Source organism: Corallococcus terminator (genome assembly GCF_003611635.1).
Taxonomy (GTDB): domain Bacteria; phylum Myxococcota; class Myxococcia; order Myxococcales; family Myxococcaceae; genus Corallococcus; species Corallococcus terminator.
In genome coordinates this window covers 1-17,238 of record NZ_RAVZ01000211.1, presented here as the reverse complement: position 1 = coordinate 17,238, position 17,238 = coordinate 1, and the positions used below count along the sequence as shown (strand labels likewise).

At 70.0% G+C, this 17,238-nt stretch carries 7 protein-coding genes and 1 pseudogene; 5 read left to right on the top strand and 3 right to left on the bottom strand.

Features of this window, described 5'->3' with window-relative positions:
- On the top strand, positions 1-5,594 hold a 5,594-nt coding region (locus tag D7V88_RS26365), incomplete at its 5' end, for an Ig-like domain-containing alpha-2-macroglobulin family protein (RefSeq protein ID WP_120543397.1).
- A gap of 6 nt (positions 5,595-5,600) precedes the next feature.
- The gene (gene pbpC / locus D7V88_RS26360; RefSeq protein ID WP_120543395.1) at positions 5,601-7,964 is read left to right on the top strand and encodes a penicillin-binding protein 1C; all 2,364 of its coding nucleotides are present in this window, start codon (positions 5,601-5,603) and stop codon (positions 7,962-7,964) included.
- A 7-nt stretch (positions 7,965-7,971) separates the two neighbouring features.
- Here pbpC and D7V88_RS26355 read toward each other — a convergent pair whose 3' ends face one another.
- Together D7V88_RS26355 and D7V88_RS26350 are read right to left on the bottom strand one after the other, a co-directional pair.
- On the bottom strand, positions 7,972-8,979 hold the full coding sequence (locus tag D7V88_RS26355; RefSeq protein WP_244238406.1) for an NAD(P)/FAD-dependent oxidoreductase: 1,008 nt from the start codon (positions 8,977-8,979) through the stop codon (positions 7,972-7,974).
- Between the two features lie 131 nt (positions 8,980-9,110).
- Entirely contained in the window at positions 9,111-10,919 is a 1,809-nt protein-coding gene (locus tag D7V88_RS26350; RefSeq protein ID WP_120543393.1) for a CotH kinase family protein, read from the bottom strand.
- Positions 10,920-11,293: 374 nt separating this feature from the next.
- Between D7V88_RS26350 and D7V88_RS26345 the strand changes: the two genes are divergently transcribed.
- Positions 11,294-11,767, top strand: a complete 474-nt coding sequence (locus D7V88_RS26345) for a hypothetical protein (protein ID WP_120543396.1) — start codon at positions 11,294-11,296, stop codon at positions 11,765-11,767.
- 39 nt (positions 11,768-11,806) lie between these two features.
- Here the strand turns inward: D7V88_RS26345 and D7V88_RS26340 are convergent, their stop codons facing one another.
- A complete protein-coding gene (locus tag D7V88_RS26340; protein ID WP_120543392.1) occupies positions 11,807-15,397 on the bottom strand; it encodes a PD40 domain-containing protein in 3,591 nt (1,196 codons plus the stop codon).
- Positions 15,398-15,580: 183 nt separating this feature from the next.
- On the opposite strand from D7V88_RS26340, the gene D7V88_RS26335 reads away from it, so the two are divergent.
- Entirely contained in the window at positions 15,581-17,038 is a 1,458-nt protein-coding gene (locus tag D7V88_RS26335; RefSeq protein ID WP_158625159.1) for an LVIVD repeat-containing protein, read from the top strand.
- 15 nt (positions 17,039-17,053) lie between these two features.
- Positions 17,054-17,238 (top strand): annotated as a pseudogene (locus tag D7V88_RS43880) (EAL domain-containing protein); the annotation flags it as partial.

Genomic DNA, 17,238 nt, shown 5'->3' with positions numbered 1-17,238 from the left:
CCGCCACCCCCTCCACCTCCTCTGGGACGGCGGATGCCACGAAGCCGGGCACCTCTCCGGTCGCTGCGCTGATGCAGACGGAGACGCTGACGCCGGTCATCCACGAGCTGGCCAGCGAGAACAGCCTCCCTGAAGGCATCGTCGTCGAGTTCTCCCGCCCCGTGCGCCCGGGCAGCGAATCCGTCCTGGGCAGCGTGCTGACGATTTCGCCCCCCGTGGCCGGCAGCCTGTCGTGGACCGGGCCGTCGTCGCTGCGCTTCACCCCGGCGGCCTCCGGCTTCACGGCCGGCGCGACGTACACCGTGTCCGTGGACTCGGTCGGCACCGACGCGGGCGTCGTGAAGCCGCCGTCGGAGCGGGCGTGGCGCTACAACTTCACCACCTACGCCTTCAAGTTCGTCCAGGTGGTGCCCACGCGGATGGACCTGACCAAGGGCCTCGTGGAGCTGGCCGTCACCTTCTCCGGTCCCGTGGACCTGGCCGCCGTGCGCTCCCGGTCGAGCTTCCGCGTCGGGGATGCCGCCATCACGGACGCGAAGTGGGTCACCCGCGCGGACACGCGCAACTCGCTGGCCGTGACGCTCACCCACCCGAAGCTGCGGGCCGCGGCCATCGTGCAGTTCGCGCTGCGTGACGGGCTGGCGCAGGCGGGAGCACCCGATACGAAGGCTCCGGCGGCCAACGCCAGCTTCCCGCTGGCCGGCGGCAAGCGCACGGACATCACCTACGTCAGCCTGGAGGAGGGCGCCAACGGCTACTTCTTCGAGGTGAGCTGCCGCGACGTGGAGGCGGACGCGTCCCCCAGCCCCGTCGATGAGCGGTGGGATTCGTACTACTACGACGACGACAACCGGGGCTGCACGCTGAGCGACGCCGTGGCCGCGGAGGCCCTGCGCTTCAAGCCCAAGGTGAAGTTCACCGTCGCGCCGTCGCGCCGCGGCTTCCGCATCTTCGGTGACTTCAAGCGCGGTCCGCACACGCTCTCCATCGCGGAGGGCACGCCCACCGTGGGCGGCGGCACCTTCCTGGGCGCCTTCTCGCGCGGCTACTCCGTGCCCGCGCGCGCGCCCCAGGTGCGCTTCTCCACCAGCGGTCGCTACCTGCCGCGCAGCGCGTGGAAGAACCTGCCCTTGCAGCACCTCAACCTGGAGGAGGTGACGCTCACGGTGCGCAACGTGCCGCCGGAGAACCTCGTCTTCTGGATGAGCGATGACTCCGACGAGAAGGCGAACGAGCGGACCAGCAACGTGCTGCTGCGCAAGGACGTGCCCCTCAAGTCGACGCCGGACTCGCTGCTCACCACCTACGTGGATGTGGCTTCGCTGGTGCCGTCCACCACGCGCGGCCTCGTGGAGATCACCGCCGAGCGCGGCGACTACCGTGCTGCCTCCCGCATCCTGCTCACCGACCTGAGCCTCGTCGCCAAGAAGGGCGGTCCCGCGCCGGGCTCCAAGGACTCCGGCGAGGTCTGGGTCTGGGCGCTGGGCCTGGAGAGCACCGAACCGCTGTCTGGCGTGGAGGTGTCGCTGGTGAAGAAGAGCGGGCAGACGGTGGCCCGTTGCACCACGCAGGGAGACTCCGGCTGCCAGCTCAAAGTGCCCGCGCCGGACACGGATGACAGCGTGCCGTTCGCGCTCGTGGCCCGGAAGGGTGACGAGCTGACGTACCTCAAGTACGACGAGCTCAAGACGGAGATCGCCAACTCGGACGTGCAGGGCGAGCCGTACCGCGCCGAGCAGCCGTACCGCGCCTCGCTCTGGTCCGACCGCGGTGTGTACCGCCCCGGGGACACCGCGCATGTGGCCGCGGTGCTGCGCGGCCAGGACAACCTGGCGCCGCCCGCGGGCATGCCGGTGGAGGTGCGCGTCATCGACCCGCGCGAGCGTGAGATCCGCAAGGAGACGCTGAAGACGAACGCGGCGGGCCTGGTGTCGCTGGACCAGAAGTTCGCGGCCTTCCAGGACACGGGCCGCTATTCGGTGCGCCTGAAGATCGCCGACCGCGAGGTGGCCTCCTACGGCCTGAGCGTGGAGGAGTTCGTCCCGGAGCGCATGAAGGTGACCGCGGCCACGCAGGCCCCTGGCTACAAGCAGGGCGCGGAGATTCCGGTGGCCGTGGAGGCCGCGTACCTCTTCGGCGGCTCGGCGGAGGGCAGCCCGGTGGAGATGACGTGCCGGCTGGAGTCGGCGCCCTTCAAGCCCAAGCAGAACGGGCAGTACACCTACGGCATCTGGCGCCAGGACGGCAATGAGCCCCGGCCCGTCACGCTGGGCCAGGTGAAGGGCACGCTGGATGCGAAGGGACAGGCGCTGCTCAAGTGCCCGGCGCAGGCGGCGTCGGGGCCCGTCAAGGGCGCGTCGCGGCTGTCCGCCGTGGCCAGCGTCTTCGAGTCCGGCAGTGGCCGCGCCACCATCGGCGAGGCGAACGTGCCGGTGCACCCGGAGACGTACTACCTGGGCCTCCAGGCCAACACGCAGAAGGTGAAGGCGTCCACGCCCTTCACGGTGTCGGGCGTGGTGGTGGACTGGAACGGTCAGCTCGTCGCCGACGGCAAGGGGCCGAAGACGGTGGAACTGGAGTACCAGTTGCTGGAGGAGAACTACGGCTACTACTACGACGAGGAATCCGGCTACGAGCGCTACCAGCGCTACCTGCGTCCCCAGCGCGACGGCCAGTTGACGGCGAAGGTGGAGGGCGGCCGTTTCACCGCCACCGTGACACCGGGCCGCGACGGCGCGGGCTACCTCGTGCGCGCTCGCGCGGGTGCCACCCAGTCGGACCTGGCCCTGGAGGGTGACGGCCGCTACTACTGGTGGGGCGAGGGCTCGCGCGTGGATCAGACGCCGCGCCCGATGAAGCCCACCGCGCTGGAGCTGTCGCTGCCCGCGAAGGGCAAGGTGGGCGAGGCCCTCACGGTGAAGGTCAAGGCGCCCTACCGGGGCCGCGTCCTCTTCACGGTGGAGACCGACCGCGTGCTCTTCACGACGTGGAAGCAGGCGGAGCCCGGGGAGGTGTCCTGGAGCTTCACGCCGACGGAGTACGCGCCCAACATCTACGTGAGCGCGTTCCTCGTGAAGGATCCGCACCTGGAGTCCGCCAAGGCCTTCATGCCCGACCGCGCCTTCGGCGTGGGCAGCATCTCGCTGGAGCCGGTGGACTTCACCCAGGCCGTCACGCTGACGGTGCCCAAGGAGGTCCGCTCCAACGACACCCTCACCGTGGACCTGGCGCTGGAGGGCGTGGAAGGCCCCACCTTCGCCACCGTGGCGGTGGTGGACGAGGGCATCCTGTCCCTCACGCGCTTCCAGAGTCCGGATCCGCTCAAGGAGATCTTCACCCGGCGCGCGCTGGGCATCCAGACCTTCGAAACGGTGGGCTGGGCGCTGCTCGTGCCGCCCGGAGGCAACTCCAGCTCCACGGGTGGTGACGAGGCCGGGGCCGCGGGCCGCGTGCAGCCCGTCAAGCCGGTGGCGCTGTGGAGCGGCGTGGTGGAGGTGCCGGCCTCCGGCAAACTCCGCGTGCCCTTCAAGCTGCCGCAGTACCGGGGCGCCGTGCGGGTGATGGTGGTGACGGCGGGCAACAAGCGCATCGGCCGGGCCAGCGCGCAGGTGCTGGTGCGCGACCCGCTGGTGCTCCAGACGACGCTGCCGCGCTTCCTCACCCAGAACGACGACATCCAGATCCCCGTCTTCGTCACCAACCTGTCCGGCAAGGCGCAGGACGTGAAGGTGACGCTCGCGACCGAAGCGCTGGCGGTGCCGGGGATGGCGATGCCCGCGGACGTGGGCTCACCGCTGAAGCTTTCGGGCCAGAACGAGGGCCGGGCCCGGCTGGAGGATGGCAAGTCGCGCACCTTCGTGTTCCAGGGCCGCGCGGTGCAGTCCGTGGGCGCGGCGCGGCTCCTCGTGACGGTGGAGGGCGGTGGCTACACGTCACGCGAACAGTTGGACGTGCCGCTGTCTCCGGCGGGTCCGCGCGAGCGCAGGATCCAGCAGGTGGAGCTGGCGCAGGGCACGACGGACCTGGGGCCGCTGCTCCAGGGCTGGGTGCCCACCACCGAGCGCACCACGGTGTGGGTGACGAACAATCCCTACGCGAAGTCGCTCCAGCACCTCTCGTACCTGGTGCGCTACCCGTACGGTTGCATCGAGCAGACGACGTCCTCCACCCGGCCGCTCCTGTACGTGAGCCAACTGGTGGAACGGGTGGACCCCACGCTCGTCTCCACGGCGAAGGTGGAGGACATGGTGCAGTCGGGCATCAACCGGGTGCTGTCCATGCAGACGTCCTCGGGCGGCTTCGCCTACTGGCCGGGTTCCCAGGAGCCCGTGGGTTGGGGAACGGCCTACGCGACGCACATGCTCCTGGACGCGCGCAAGCTGAAGTACCCGGTGCCGGAGGACCGACTGGAGAGCGCGCTCACGTGGCTGGGCAACGAGCTGACCCAGAACGAGGGCAAGCTCAGCCGGGACGACCACTACGGGCACGCGGAGCCGTACATGCACTACGTGCTCGCGGCCGCGGGCAAGGGGCGCAAGGCGCGCGTGCAGGCGCTGGTGACCGCGCTGGAGACGGGCGCGAAGAAGAAGCCGCTCACGGGTGAAGAGCTGGAGGACCAGTACCTGCTCAAGGCCGCGCTGTGGCTCTCCGGTGACCGTCGCTATGAGAAGGACCTGCGCGGCCCTGACCTGTCGCCCGTCACCGACGAGCGCAAGAACAACTGGTCGTTCTATTCCGACCGGCGTCGGCGCGGCATGCTGCTGAGCACCTTCCAGGACCTCTTCGGCGACGCGCCGGAAGGCGAACCGCTGGCGCGCATGGTGGCGACGGCGCTCCAGACACGCTCGTCGGCGTACTACTCCACGCAGGAGCTGGTGTGGGGCATCACCGGCCTGGGCAAGCGGCTGCAGGGCACGGCGACCAGCTTCACGCCTCCCACGCTGACGGCCGGTGGAAAGGCCGTGGCGGCCAGCCCGGAGAAGGACGCTCGCGTGTCGGATCGCACGTGGTCGCTGGCGCGCGCCAGCGAGCGGACCGGCCTGTCGGTGGAGATGAAGGACAAGGGGACGGGCTCCGTCTACCTCATCGTCAACAGCGAGGGCGTGCGCACCACGCCGGAGGTGAAGGTGGGGGGCCAGGGGCTGACGCTCAAGCGCACCTGGCACTCGCTGGATGGCACCGCGCTGGACCTGAAGTCGACGCCGGTGAAGCTGGCGGACCTCATCTACGTGCAACTGGAAGTCACCAACACCACCGGCGAGCGCATCCAGAACATCGCGCTGGTGGACCGGTTGCCGGCGGGCTGGGAGATTGAGAACGCCCGCCTGGGCCGGGGTGGCAGCGTGGACTGGGTGGCCGAGGACGCGCAGTGGGCCCCGGACTACGTGAACGTGCGCGACGACCGCATGGAGGTGTTCGGTGCGTTGCAGGCCCGTGAGACGAAGAAGGTCGTCTACGCGGTGCGCGCGGTGACGGCGGGCTTCTTCACGCTGCCGTCCGCGGAGGCCGAGGCGATGTACGACTCCGAGACCTGGGCCCGCGAGGCGGCGGGCACGGTGCAGGTGGTGGGCCCCTGGAAGGACGAACTCCTCTAGGCCCCCATGCGTCGCCTGCATCTGGACAAAAGGAAGTGGGTGGGGGGGCTGCTGGCGGGGCTCGTGCTGCTGTGCACGGGCCTCGCGGCGGCCTGGTGGGTGCCGTTGCCGGAGCGGTTGGCGGCGCCCCCCTCGGTGGTGATGGCGTACCGGGATGGCTCGCCCGCGTACGTCTTCCTCGCCCCGGACGAGCGGTGGCGCATTCCCGCGCCGAAGGACCGCATCGACCGGGCCTATGTCCGCGCCCTGCTGGCGCTGGAGGACAAGCGATTCTTCCAGCACCCGGGCGTGGATCCGCTCGCGGCCCTGCGCGCCGTCGGCCTCAACTTGAGCCGGGGGCGGCGGGTGTCGGGCGCTTCCACGCTGACGATGCAGTTGGTGCGCGTGCTGGAGCCACGGCCGCGCACGTTCACCTCCAAGGTCGTGGAGTCGTTCCGCGCCGCGCAACTGGAGGTGCGGTTGTCGAAGCAGGAGGTGCTGGAGGCGTACCTCCAGTTCGTTCCGTATGGCCGCAACGTGGAGGGCGTGGAGGCGGCGGCGCTCGCGTACTTCGGGCACACCGCGCAGCACCTGAGTCCGGCGGAGATTTCCACGTTGCTGGCGGTGCCGCAGAACCCGAACCGGCGGTTTCCGTCGCCGGAGAACACGGCCCGGCTGCGCTCGGCCCGGGACGACATCGCGAGGCGGTTGTTGGAGTCGGGGGGCCTGGGCGTGGACGGGGTGGCCTCCGACGTGGTGCTGGAGGAGGTGCGCGCGACGCAGGTGCCGGACGTGTTGAAGCCGTTCCCCCGGGAGGCACCGCACGCGGCGGTGTGGCTGAAGGCGCGGCAGCCGGACGTGGCGTGGCTGCGCACGACGCTGGACGCGGGCACGCAGCGGTTGGTGGAGCGCACGCTGGGCGACGCGGCCCGGCGGCTGGAGCGGCAGGGCATCCACAACGGCGCGGTGGTGGTGGCGGACCGCGACTCCGGTGAATTGCGCGCGCTGGTGGGCAACTTCGACTTCTTCGACGGGAAAAACGGCGGGCAGATCATCGGCTTCGCCACGCCGCGCTCACCGGGTTCGGCGCTCAAGCCGCTGCTGTACGCGCTGGGGATTGATCAGGGCTTGGTGGGGCCGGAGACGCTGGTGACGGACATCCCGGCGGCGTACGGCGGCTATGCGCCGCGCAACTTCGACGGGCGCTTCCAGGGGCTCGTGCGCATGGAGTCCGCGCTGTCGCAGTCGCTCAACCTGCCGTTCGTGAAGCTCCTGGAGCGGCTGGGCGTGGAGGGCTTCCTGGGCTCGCTGCGACAGGCGGGCGTCACCAGCCTGGATCCGCACCCGGGGCACTACGGCTTGTCCGCGGCGGTGGGCGGGCTGGAGCTCACGCCCCTGGAGCTCGCGGGCATCTACCTGTCGCTGGCAGGGGATGGACAGGCCCGGCCGCTGCGGGTGCTGGAGGAGGAGCCGGGTCCCGCGAAGAAGGCCCGCGCGCTGGTGTCACCGGGTGCGGCGTGGCTGACGCGGCAGGCGTTGTCGCTGCGCGACCGGCCGGACTTCCCGGAGCGCCGACGGCTGACGGGCCTGCCCGCGCGGGTGCACTGGAAGACGGGCACGAGCTTCGGCAACCGGGATGCGTGGGCGGCGGGTTCGGGGCCGAAGCACACAGCGGTGGTGTGGCTGGGCAACTTCAACCACGCGTCCAGCGTGCACCTGGTGGGCGCGGAGAACGCGGCCCCGCTGTTGTTCGACATCCTGGAGGGCGTGGGGCCGCGCGGCGCGCTGTTGCAGGAGGAGGACGCCGCGCCGCCGAAGGACCTGGTGCGCGTGGAGGTGTGCGCGTATTCGGGGCACCTGCCGACGGACGCATGCACGCAGCGCAAGACGGTGGACGCGGTGCGCACGGCGGTGCCGACGACGCCGTGTCCGTATCACCACCGGGTGGAGGTGGACGTGGAGTCGGGCCTGGCGGTGGCGCCGAGCTGCCGCGCGGGCCGCCGGACGGAGTCGCGCGTGTACCTGACGTGGCCGTCCAGCCTGCGCCGGTGGCTCGCGGAGCAGCAGCGCCAGTTGCCGGAGCCGCCCCCGTTCGCGCCCGGCTGCATCGCGGGAGGAGAGCGCGACACGCCCATCATCCTCTCGCCCCCGGAAGGGCAGGTGGCGCTGCTCATCCCCGGCATGTCCGCGAGGGAGCAGGAGGTCCCGCTGGAGGCGGAGGCCGCGCACGACCGGGAGCTGACCTGGTTCGTGGACGGAGCCTTCCTGGGCACCGCGCGCGCCGCCGAGCGCCTCTGGTGGCGGCCCTCGGTGGGCACGCACGACATCCTCGTCACCGATGACCGGGGTCTCACCGCCCGCCGCACGCTGGTGGTGCGCGAGCGCGAATAGCACTGGCTCAAGGACCGCGAACGCCTTCGACCACCCGACGCGCCAGCGCCACGCCACTGAGGAACGCACCCTCCACGCGCGGCCCGGCGCACCAGTCCCCGCAAGCGCCCAGCCCTGCCTCCGCGTCGTACAGGGCCCGCGTGTCCAGGGGAGGTGAGGGCATCGAGAAGCGCCAGCGGTGGGCCACCGCCTCCACCGCGCGCACGCCCGTGCCCAGGGCTTGAGCGAACGCCTCCAAGAGCTTTGGAGCCACCTCCTCCGGCGTCTCCTCCAGGTGCGCGGCGCTGTACTCCGGCGACCCGTGCAGCACCCACCGCTCCCCCGAAGCCCGGCCCGGCTTGCTCGCCTCGCGGGCCACCCACGACAACGGCGAGTCCTTCACGAACGCCCCATCGAGCGCCAGCGCCACGGGCGCCTCGAACCGGGCCATCACCGCCCAGCACGGTGACAGTCGGGCCCCCTTCGCCTGATCCGCCAACGCGGGCGCCCCCGCCAGGAGCGGCACGGCCTGCGGAGCGGGAACCGCGGCCACGACGACCTCCGCCAGCCCCAGGTCCTCGCCTGAATCCGACGTCAGTCGCCACGCCTTCCCGTCCCGTGACACCCGCTCCACCCGGACCCCACTCCGGAGGTCCAACCCGTCCGCGAGCACCTTCGCCACCGAGTTCATCCCCGGCACGCCCACGTACCGCACGGACTCCTTCGCCGAAGGTGTCACCGCCCCGGGCTCCAGGGTCCCGATGCGGCCCTGCCACGGGGCCGCGAGCCCTTGCGCCACCCACGCCTCCACCTGCGCCACGAAGAGCGGATCCCGCGCCGTGAAGTACTGCGCCCCGTGGTCGAACGTGCCGCCATCCGCATCGCGCCGCGTGGACAACCGACCGCCCGGTCCACGGCCCTTGTCCAGCACGCGCACGGGGAAGCCCGCCCCCGCCAACACCCGGGCGAGCGTCAGCCCCGACACGCCCGCGCCGATGACGGCCACGCGGGGCAGGGGACCACCACGGCGAGGCAACAGGTCATCCAGAACGCGAGAGGCGGGCATGGTCCGGGTGCTAACCCGTTCCACCCCGCCCCGCACGTGCCTCCCTCAGCGGTTGATGCCCGGCGGACAGCGGACCCACGGCCCGCTGTCCGCGCGACGACTCAGCGCGCCTCCCAGCCCTTCTCGCCACGGACGTAGTGCCTGCCCGAGGGCAGCTCGCCGTAGAAGAGCAGGTCCTTCATGCCCACCACCGACTTGCCGTCGAACAGGCCCACCTCGCCCTTGGCGGGGAAGGTGATGCCCAGCGCGGCGGCATCCAGCCGCACCGTCTGGCCCGGCGCCACCGTGATGCTGCCCAGCACCACGCCCGTGGGCGGCGCCACCTGCGTGGGCGCATGGTCACTGGCCGCCAGGCTCACCCGCAGGTTCGTCGTCAGCGTCATGCCCTGGAGCGACACGGCCTGCGTGCCCCGGTTGGTCACCTCCACCCAGCCCGCGCGGGGGTCGAAGGCCCCCAGCACCAGCGTGGACTTTTGCGCCGCCAGCCGCTTCACCTCCGCCTTCACGAAGTCGCGCCGCACCTGCACGAAGCGCTTCATGTACGCCTTGCCCGCGGTGAAGCGCGCGTAGTCCATGTACGGGTCGGTCTTCATGGACGGATCCACCAGCGCGTGGAGCTGGTCGATGTACGGGTTCATCACCTCCGGGGTGAAGAGCTCCTCCAGCGCCTTGTCCAGCCGAGCCTCCAGCCGGGCGCGCAGCACGGGGTTCATCACCACGCGCGTGCCCAGGTTGGAGAACACCGGCAGGTAGCCCGGGTAGCTGCCCGTCTCCAGCTTGCGCTGCTGGTACATCTTCTCCACCCAGCCATCCAGCAGCGTGAAGTTGAACAGCGGGTGCTTCATGCTGTTCGTCGACGTGGACATGTCCTGCACGGTGTTCGTGTACCACCAGCGCGCGTCCACGTTGTTCAGGTCCCACGGCACGTAGCGCCAGCGCCCGGTGATCTTGTCGTTCAGGAAGTAGCTCTCCGAGTCCTCCACGTAGTTGTTGGACATCAGCGCGTCCAACACCATGGAGCGCACGTAGGACTCCACCTCCAGGTTCTTCTCCAGGGTGGTGACGAGCTCCGGCTCCGGCGTGTGGTTGATGACGTCCAGCACCTTCCACAGCGCGTCGTTGGGCTCCTTCTCGTTCGTCTTCTTCACCCAGTCGCCCTGGTAGGGCACCTTCCACGTCTTGAACTCCGTGTCCTTCCAGCCCGCGCGGTAGATGGACGCATCGTCGTCCGGCAGCTCATGCGCCTTGAGGAAGGCCTTGTTGACCTGCTCCACCTCCAGGAACACGCCCTCGTACTGGCCATTCACGGACAGCCGCACGAACTTCGCCGTGGACGCGGGCACCCGCATCGCCGTCAGCAGGTCGTAGGCAATCTTCTCCGCCAGCATCGACGCGTCGGCGTACTCGGCCACGAGGTTGAGCGACGTGCGGCCCTCGAACTTGTCCTTGTCCGCGAAGCTGACGTTCCAGCTCTTCTTGTCGAAGAAGCGCGCGGACGCGCCGCGCAGCCGCACCTTCACCGGGAAGCTCTTGCCGTTGGCCTGGAACGTCGCGTCCTGCTCCTCCGTCCACGGGTCGGCCTGGAACTTCGCCATCGCCTCCGCGGGGATGACCAGCGCGTACTCCGCCAGCGCCGCCTGCACCTTCGGCAGCGTGAAGGGCCGCTCCACCTCCGGAACCGGTGGCGGATCCACGGGCGGTGGATCCACCGGAGGCGGTTCTGTTGGAGGAGGGTCCACGGGAGGTGGATCCACGGGCAGTGGATCCACCGGGCCCTGGGGATCCGTCGTGCCGGGATCCGTGATGCCGGGATCCGTCACGGTGGGAGGAACATCGGGATTCGACGAACCGGCACCACCGCACGCGGCCAGCAACATCGAGAGACTGAGCAGGAGCCTTGAACGCATCATTGCCCTGCCCAGGAGCAAGGCGTGTGCCTCCCAAGGGGCGCGTCGGATGGCCCCCTACACGCCCTGCGGGGTTGGCAAGTGGCCTCTTCAAGTCCACCGGACCGCCACGGATGGGGAAAATCCCTTCTCACCCGGTGAGGCTTGCGCTCCTGACAGCGACGCATGGCGGACCGCGTGAGACCTCCGTTTCACGGCTGCCTGCCCGGTGTCCCAAAGCAGCGGAGCAGGCGTCCCGTGTCCGAGGTCGGGCCGGGCAGCCGGGCGAAGGCCGCCGGACGGAGCGCTGTGCACGAACGCCTGGGGCAGCCCTAGCTTTCCAGGAGCAGGCTGGAGGACGGCCCGAGCCCGTCCGCGAACCCGTCAGGGGAGTGATGATGGAGTCCTGGAACCAGACCTCGTCCGATGCCGCGCGGACCCATGCGCCATCCACGGTGAACCGTCGCATCGACGCGCACGTGGAGTCGTGTGTCCGCTGCATGGCCGAGCGAGCGGACCGCGCGGAGATGAGCCAGTACCTCGACAAGCTGGAGCGCGAATGGGAGATGCACCGCGCCGTGGCCGTGGGGGGCTCCGCGCTCGCGTTGGCGGGGCTGCTCCTGGGGGGCCGCCGTGGCCGCCAGGGCTGGCGCGTGCTCAGCGGCGTGACGCTGGCCCTGCTGCTTCAGCAGGGCCTCACCGGCTTCGGGCCGCTGTCCGCGCTGGTGCGCACGCTGGGCGTGCGCACCCGCCGGGAGATCGACCTGGAGAAGTTCGCCATCAAGGCCCTGCGCGGGGACTTCGAACGCATCCCCAACGACGGGGGGCCGCTGGCTCGCGCCAACGCCGCCCTCGTCGCCGCGCAGTCCTGAGGCGCGCTGCCCGCGAACCACGACCCCGGTGCCTGAGCGTCAGTGCACCAGGGGCGTGGTGTAGCCGCTGCCCAACGACGGCATCAGCGAGAAGCTGGGCGCGGTGGCGACCGCCTTCTTGCCGGTGTCCTTCTGATCGAAGAAGCCGTTGAGGCCGGCGACGCCGATGGAGAAGTTCGTCACCCAGCCCTCGTCGGGCTTGCCAGCGGCGGCCTTGATGTCGAACGGTCGCGCGAAGTGCAGCCGCAAGAGGAGGGGCCCCAGCGACAGGTTGAAGCCCACGACGGCGTTGAGGACGCGGTGGTCCCAGAGGTCGTGCGTCCCATCACCCACGCCGCCCGCGTCGATGGCCGCGATGGCCTCCAGGTCGCTCAGGAAGGCCACCCGGATGATGTCGTTGAGCGGCAACTGCGCCTCCAGCGTGGAGTAGACGAAGTGCTGGCCCAAGAGCCACTCCTCGTCACCGAAGTTCACGCCGCGCAGCGTGTCGAAGCTGGACAGGTAGTAGGAGCGCGCGTACCGGCCGCCCACCGTGCTGCCTGCGCCCAGGCGGATGAAGATGTTGCTGCGGCCGTAGATGGGGAAGTACCGCTCCATGTCCAAGCGCATGTTGCCGTACGCCTGCCCGTCGAAGGGCTGCAGGCCGGCGGTGGCCTCCAACAGGATGGAGCTGCCCGCGAGCGGTCCCGTCGCGTAGTGGTACTTGAGGCTGTCGTAGCCGATGCGGCCGCTCAGCTCTGTCTGGAAGCGGATGTGCTGGTTGTCGGCGCGCCACGCGGACAGCAGCTCCATGTTCGACTCGTTGCGCTCCGGGAACGCCAGGTAGAACTCGTTGTAGTCGTCCAGGAAGTACTTCGTGCCGCCGACGCTCAGGTCGCCCTGCACGTAGAAGAAGGTGCTGAGCGGGTAGCGCAGGCTGCCCAACGCGCCGAAGTAGCGCTCCGACGAGATGAAGAACGGCCGCTGCTCCGGCGGCAGGTCGTCGAACGTCTTGTCGATGCGGAAGCGCAGCGACTGGAAGATGCCGCCGCCCCACGTCGTGCGCTTCTCGTCGTTGATGTAGAGCAGCAGGCCGTCCGTCAGCTCGAACGAGCCGTACACCGCCAGCGACAGCACCATCTGGTGGTCGCGCAACCGGTCCGACGCGGACGCGAACACCTGGCCCACGAAGCCGCCGCCGCCCGCGCCCGCGAAGCCGAAGATGGGCCCCAGTTCGATGTTCTCACGCGTGAAGGGCCGGTAGTCCAGCGCGTCGGTGAGCGGCCGGATGGCCATGGGGGAGGGCGGATCCGCCTGTGGCGCCTTGGCATCCTCCAGCGACAGCATGCGCGGCGGACGCAGGAGCGACGGCTTCCGCTCACCGGACATGTGGAAGAGCATCCACAGGCCGCCGTCGGGGCCGGGGCCCGGTTCGAAGACGCCCGTCGTCAGGTCGGTGCGCCGCACGATGCGGCCATCCGACAGCAGCTCATGGAGGTCCGAACTGCTCTGGTTGAAGGCCACGAAGAACACGCGCCCGTCGGCGAGCGCGATGGGATCCGCCTGGTCGCGCTCCTCGGAGGTGAGGCGCTCGGCCTGCCCCACGGGCGCGTCCGGCTTCACGCGGAAGAGGTTGTACTTGCGGTGGGACGTGGCGTCGGACGTGTAGATGATGCCGGCCGGGCCCCAGGTGAGCTGCCGCTCGGCGAACACGTCGTCGGTCAACTGCTTGGGCTTCGCATCCGGCCCCTGCGACAGGTCGATGACGTACACGTCGCGCAGGCCCGAATCGTTGATGCCGATGAACGCGAGGAACTTCCCGTCCGGGGAGAACGCCGGCGAATAGATGGCCAGCACGCCCTGCCTGTCGATGCGGTACTCGCGCCGGTCACCCACCTCCAGCTTCACGGTGAGGCCCACCTCCCGCCCGATGCCGGTGCGGACGGCGGAGCGCCTCACCAGCACGTCCGTGGCTTTTCGCTCCTGCAGGTGCACGTAGTCCTGCACGTACAGCACGTCGCGGCCGGTGCGCTCCGCCACGAACGCGATCTTGTCCTTGGTCAGCGCGAAGTTGCGGCCGGACACCGGGTGCAGCGACTCCACGCCCGGCACGCCGTCGCCCGCGACCTTGACGTTCTTCTCCGGCGAGCGCGGATCGATGAGGTACAGCCGGCTCTCGCCCGTCTCCGGCACGATGGTGCGCAGGGCCAGCACGTTTCCGTCCGGACCGCTGGTCATCGCGGTGACGATTCCGGGCGTCTCGCCCAGCGAATCCAGCGCGGGCGCCGTCTGCGCGGAGTCCAGGTACGTCTTGAACGAACGGCGCTTGAGCCAGTTCTCGAAGCGCGCGGAGATGCGCTTGGGATCATCCCCCGTGAGTCGCTCCAGCAGCTCCTCGAACTTGAGCGACGGCGCATCGCGCGAGCCGCCCACCAGCCGGGGCGCCTCCTCCAGCAGCCGCTGGATGATGCCCGCGCCGTACTCCTCCTCCAGGAAGGCTACGCGCGCCTGACCGACCTTGTAGATCCACAGGTAGCCGTAGGGCCCGGGGGAGAAGAAGTCGAGGAACGCGTAGCCCTTCATCAGGTCCGGGTTGACCAGCAGGTCCCGCACCAGCATCTCCGCCTCGGGATCCAACCCGCGCTTGGCGTAGAACTCGGCCAGACCTTCGATGAACCACAGCGGATAGCCGCCCAGCGGATCCCCGAACACCTTGGCCTGCTCCGCCACGGTGCGCACCTTCTGGATGGTGAACTGGTGCGCCAGTTCGTGGGTGCTGATCTCATCGAACAGGTGGTGGTCGCCCAGGTACGGCAGCGACAGCTTCAGGTCCTCGGTGCTGGTGACGCCCAGCGTGCCCTCGGAGACCGCGAACACGTTCGTCTGGAGGAACTCCGCGTAGCTGCTGTAGAGGATGTACGGGAACGTCTCGGTGGGGACGTACTTGAACTGGTCCACCAGGTACCGGTACGCCTCCTCGATGATGGGGGCGGCGCGCTCGGCCACCGCGCGCTCGCGCTCGTAGAAGTAGAAGCGCACGCCGCCCGTCTTGGCGCCCAGGTCCTTCGCGTAGGTGTAGTTGAAGCCGCCGTCCGTGCTGCCCAGCATCAGCGGGGAGCCGGAGAACGTGGTTCCGCCATCGTCGCCGACCATGCCCGCGACCGCGCCCGCGTCACCCACCGTGCCGCCATCCGCCAGCGCCACCACGCCCGGGGGCGGGAGGCCGCCGTCCTCCAGCCCGACGACGGTCGGTGGCCCGCTGCCCGCGTCCGCCGCTCTCCCGTCGGGCGTGACGCCCGCCGTCAGGGTGTTGCCCGGGCCCGGGGGCGCCGACGTCACCTGTCCGGAAGGGGTGACCTCCGGGCCGCCCGGAGGCGACAGCGTGTCGCCCGTCTGCGGGTTCACGGTGGGCGCCTGGGGAATCGCGCCGCCCTGGGCGCCGGGGGGCTGATCATGCGCGGTCTTCTCCGGGGGTTTGGCGACACCGGTCGCGCCAGGGCCCACGAGGATGTCGATGTGCCGCCACTCGAACTCGTAGCTGTTCACGGGCGTCTTCCCCGCGCGACGGGGGACGACGAAGACCTGGGCGAGCACGAGCTCCGGAAGGAGCAGGGCCAGCAGCACGGCGACCACGTGCGGACGGGGGTTCAAAAAGCACCTCGTAAGGCGAGGAGACAGGCGTATCAGGGGCCCGGTGGGAGGCTCGCTCTCCCATCGGAAACGCACAAGCGGTTCATTTGTTTCTTTGCGTGACGGTGGACGTCCGGGGTGTTCACCCTCTGCGCGCGGGAGGGGACTTGGCTCCGGTCGGCATCGCCCGGTATGGAGGAGGGAATGAACCGCCTCCCCCTCGTGGCCGCTACCGTGTTCCTCGCCGTCGGATGCGGCAATTCCGACGATTCCGACAACAAAGCCGAGTGTCAGGTTGAAGCCATCGACCTGCCCGGTTGTGACCGCTCGACCCTGGCCGCGGTCCAACCCGAAGGCATCTGGAACACCAACATCGCGTTCGAGGACGGCTACATCGGTCCGTCCACCCTCCGCTTCGCCCCCGGGGATCCGCTGCTCATCGGCCTGCCGATGACGACGAAGCAGATCACCGAGGACACCTTCTTCCTGGCCAGCGACGTGACGGGCTCGGATGGCGGTGCGGTGCGCTACGCGTTCGCCGGCTGCAAGGCCTCGGGCCCTGGCGAGGTGCTGGGCGTGGTGCGCGTCTGTGTCAACGGGACGACGACGCGTCAGGGCACGTTCACCGCGAGGCGCGTGGTGCGGCGTGAAGGCGAAGCGGAAGCCGACCGCGTGGAGCTGCTGAGCGAGATCGCCCTTCCTGGAGGCCGGCCCACGGGCGTGGTGGTGGCGGGCGGCTATGCGTACGTGACGGCGCGCGAGGAAGGCCTGGTCGTCTACGACGTGAAGGACCCCGCGCACCCGACGCTTGCGTCCAAGCAGAAGTTCGGGACGGAGGTGTTCACCACCGCCCTCGTGTCTGGCTCGACGCTCTTCGTGGGCACCTACGACAAGGGCCTGCGCCTGTGCGACCTGACCGTCGACCCCGCGGTCCCGAACTGCACCAAGCAGTTCCTCTCGGAGGCGGCGACGCCGACGCGGGTGGATGCGCTGGCGAAGGATGGCAACCTGCTCTACGTGGCGTCGCCCGCGCCCCGCTCGGACGTCATCATCCTGGATGTCACCCAGCCGCTCGCGCCGGTGCTGGTGGTGCGCTACGCGGTGGAGGGCACGAGCGCCACCGCGGGCGAGTTCCCCTACGCGCTGACGGTGCTGGAAAACCGCCTGTACGTGAGCAACTGGAGCTACGGCGTCTCGGTGACGGACGTCACCAACGTGGCGACGACGAAGGCGCCCAAGCTGCTGGGCCGCTACGCCGGCTTCTCCACCAGCGCCCTGGCCGTGGGCAAGCAGGGCACCGCCCCCGCCGTGTACGCGGGCTCGGATGCGTGGGGCTCCTCGGTCCTGACCCTGGACGCCACCAACCCGGAGGCCATCGTGCAGCGTGACGAACTGGCGCTGCGCAAGGAGGCCTCCCTGGGGGGCCTGGCGCTGTCGGGAACCACGCTCTACATGGCCAACTACCAGGACGGTCTGCGCGCGTACGACGTGTCCACGCTGGGGACGCTCAAGCCCTCTGGGTACTTCAACACCTGGAGCGACACCGACACGCGCCGTGGGTTGACCTACTTCGAGGGCCTCCAGGGCGTTCACGTGGCGGACGGGCTGGTGTATGGGTGGGACACGACGCGCGGGCTGCTCATCTTCCGCCACACCCCGTGACGCCAAGGCCGCATCATGACCCAGGTGAACGGATGTGGTCGTTGCCAGACCCTGCCTGAGCCGCCCGATGGACCGGGGCGGCTCTTCCTGTGGCCTCCACTGGGCCACAGCCTGGGCAAGTTGGTGGCGCACCTTCGCGAGGCGGGTGGGTCCTACCAGCTCCGCACCGATGCGCACTGCGTCGTGGTGGGGATGGGGCA

Coding starts and splice junctions, on each gene's coding strand:
- D7V88_RS26350 (WP_120543393.1), bottom strand. CDS start 10,919: ATGATGCGTTCAAGGCTCCTGCTCAGTCTCTCGATGTTGCTGGCCGCG.
- D7V88_RS26345 (WP_120543396.1), top strand. CDS start 11,294: ATGGAGTCCTGGAACCAGACCTCGTCCGATGCCGCGCGGACCCATGCG.
- pbpC (WP_120543395.1), top strand. CDS start 5,601: ATGCGTCGCCTGCATCTGGACAAAAGGAAGTGGGTGGGGGGGCTGCTG.
- D7V88_RS26335 (WP_158625159.1), top strand. CDS start 15,581: ATGAACCGCCTCCCCCTCGTGGCCGCTACCGTGTTCCTCGCCGTCGGA.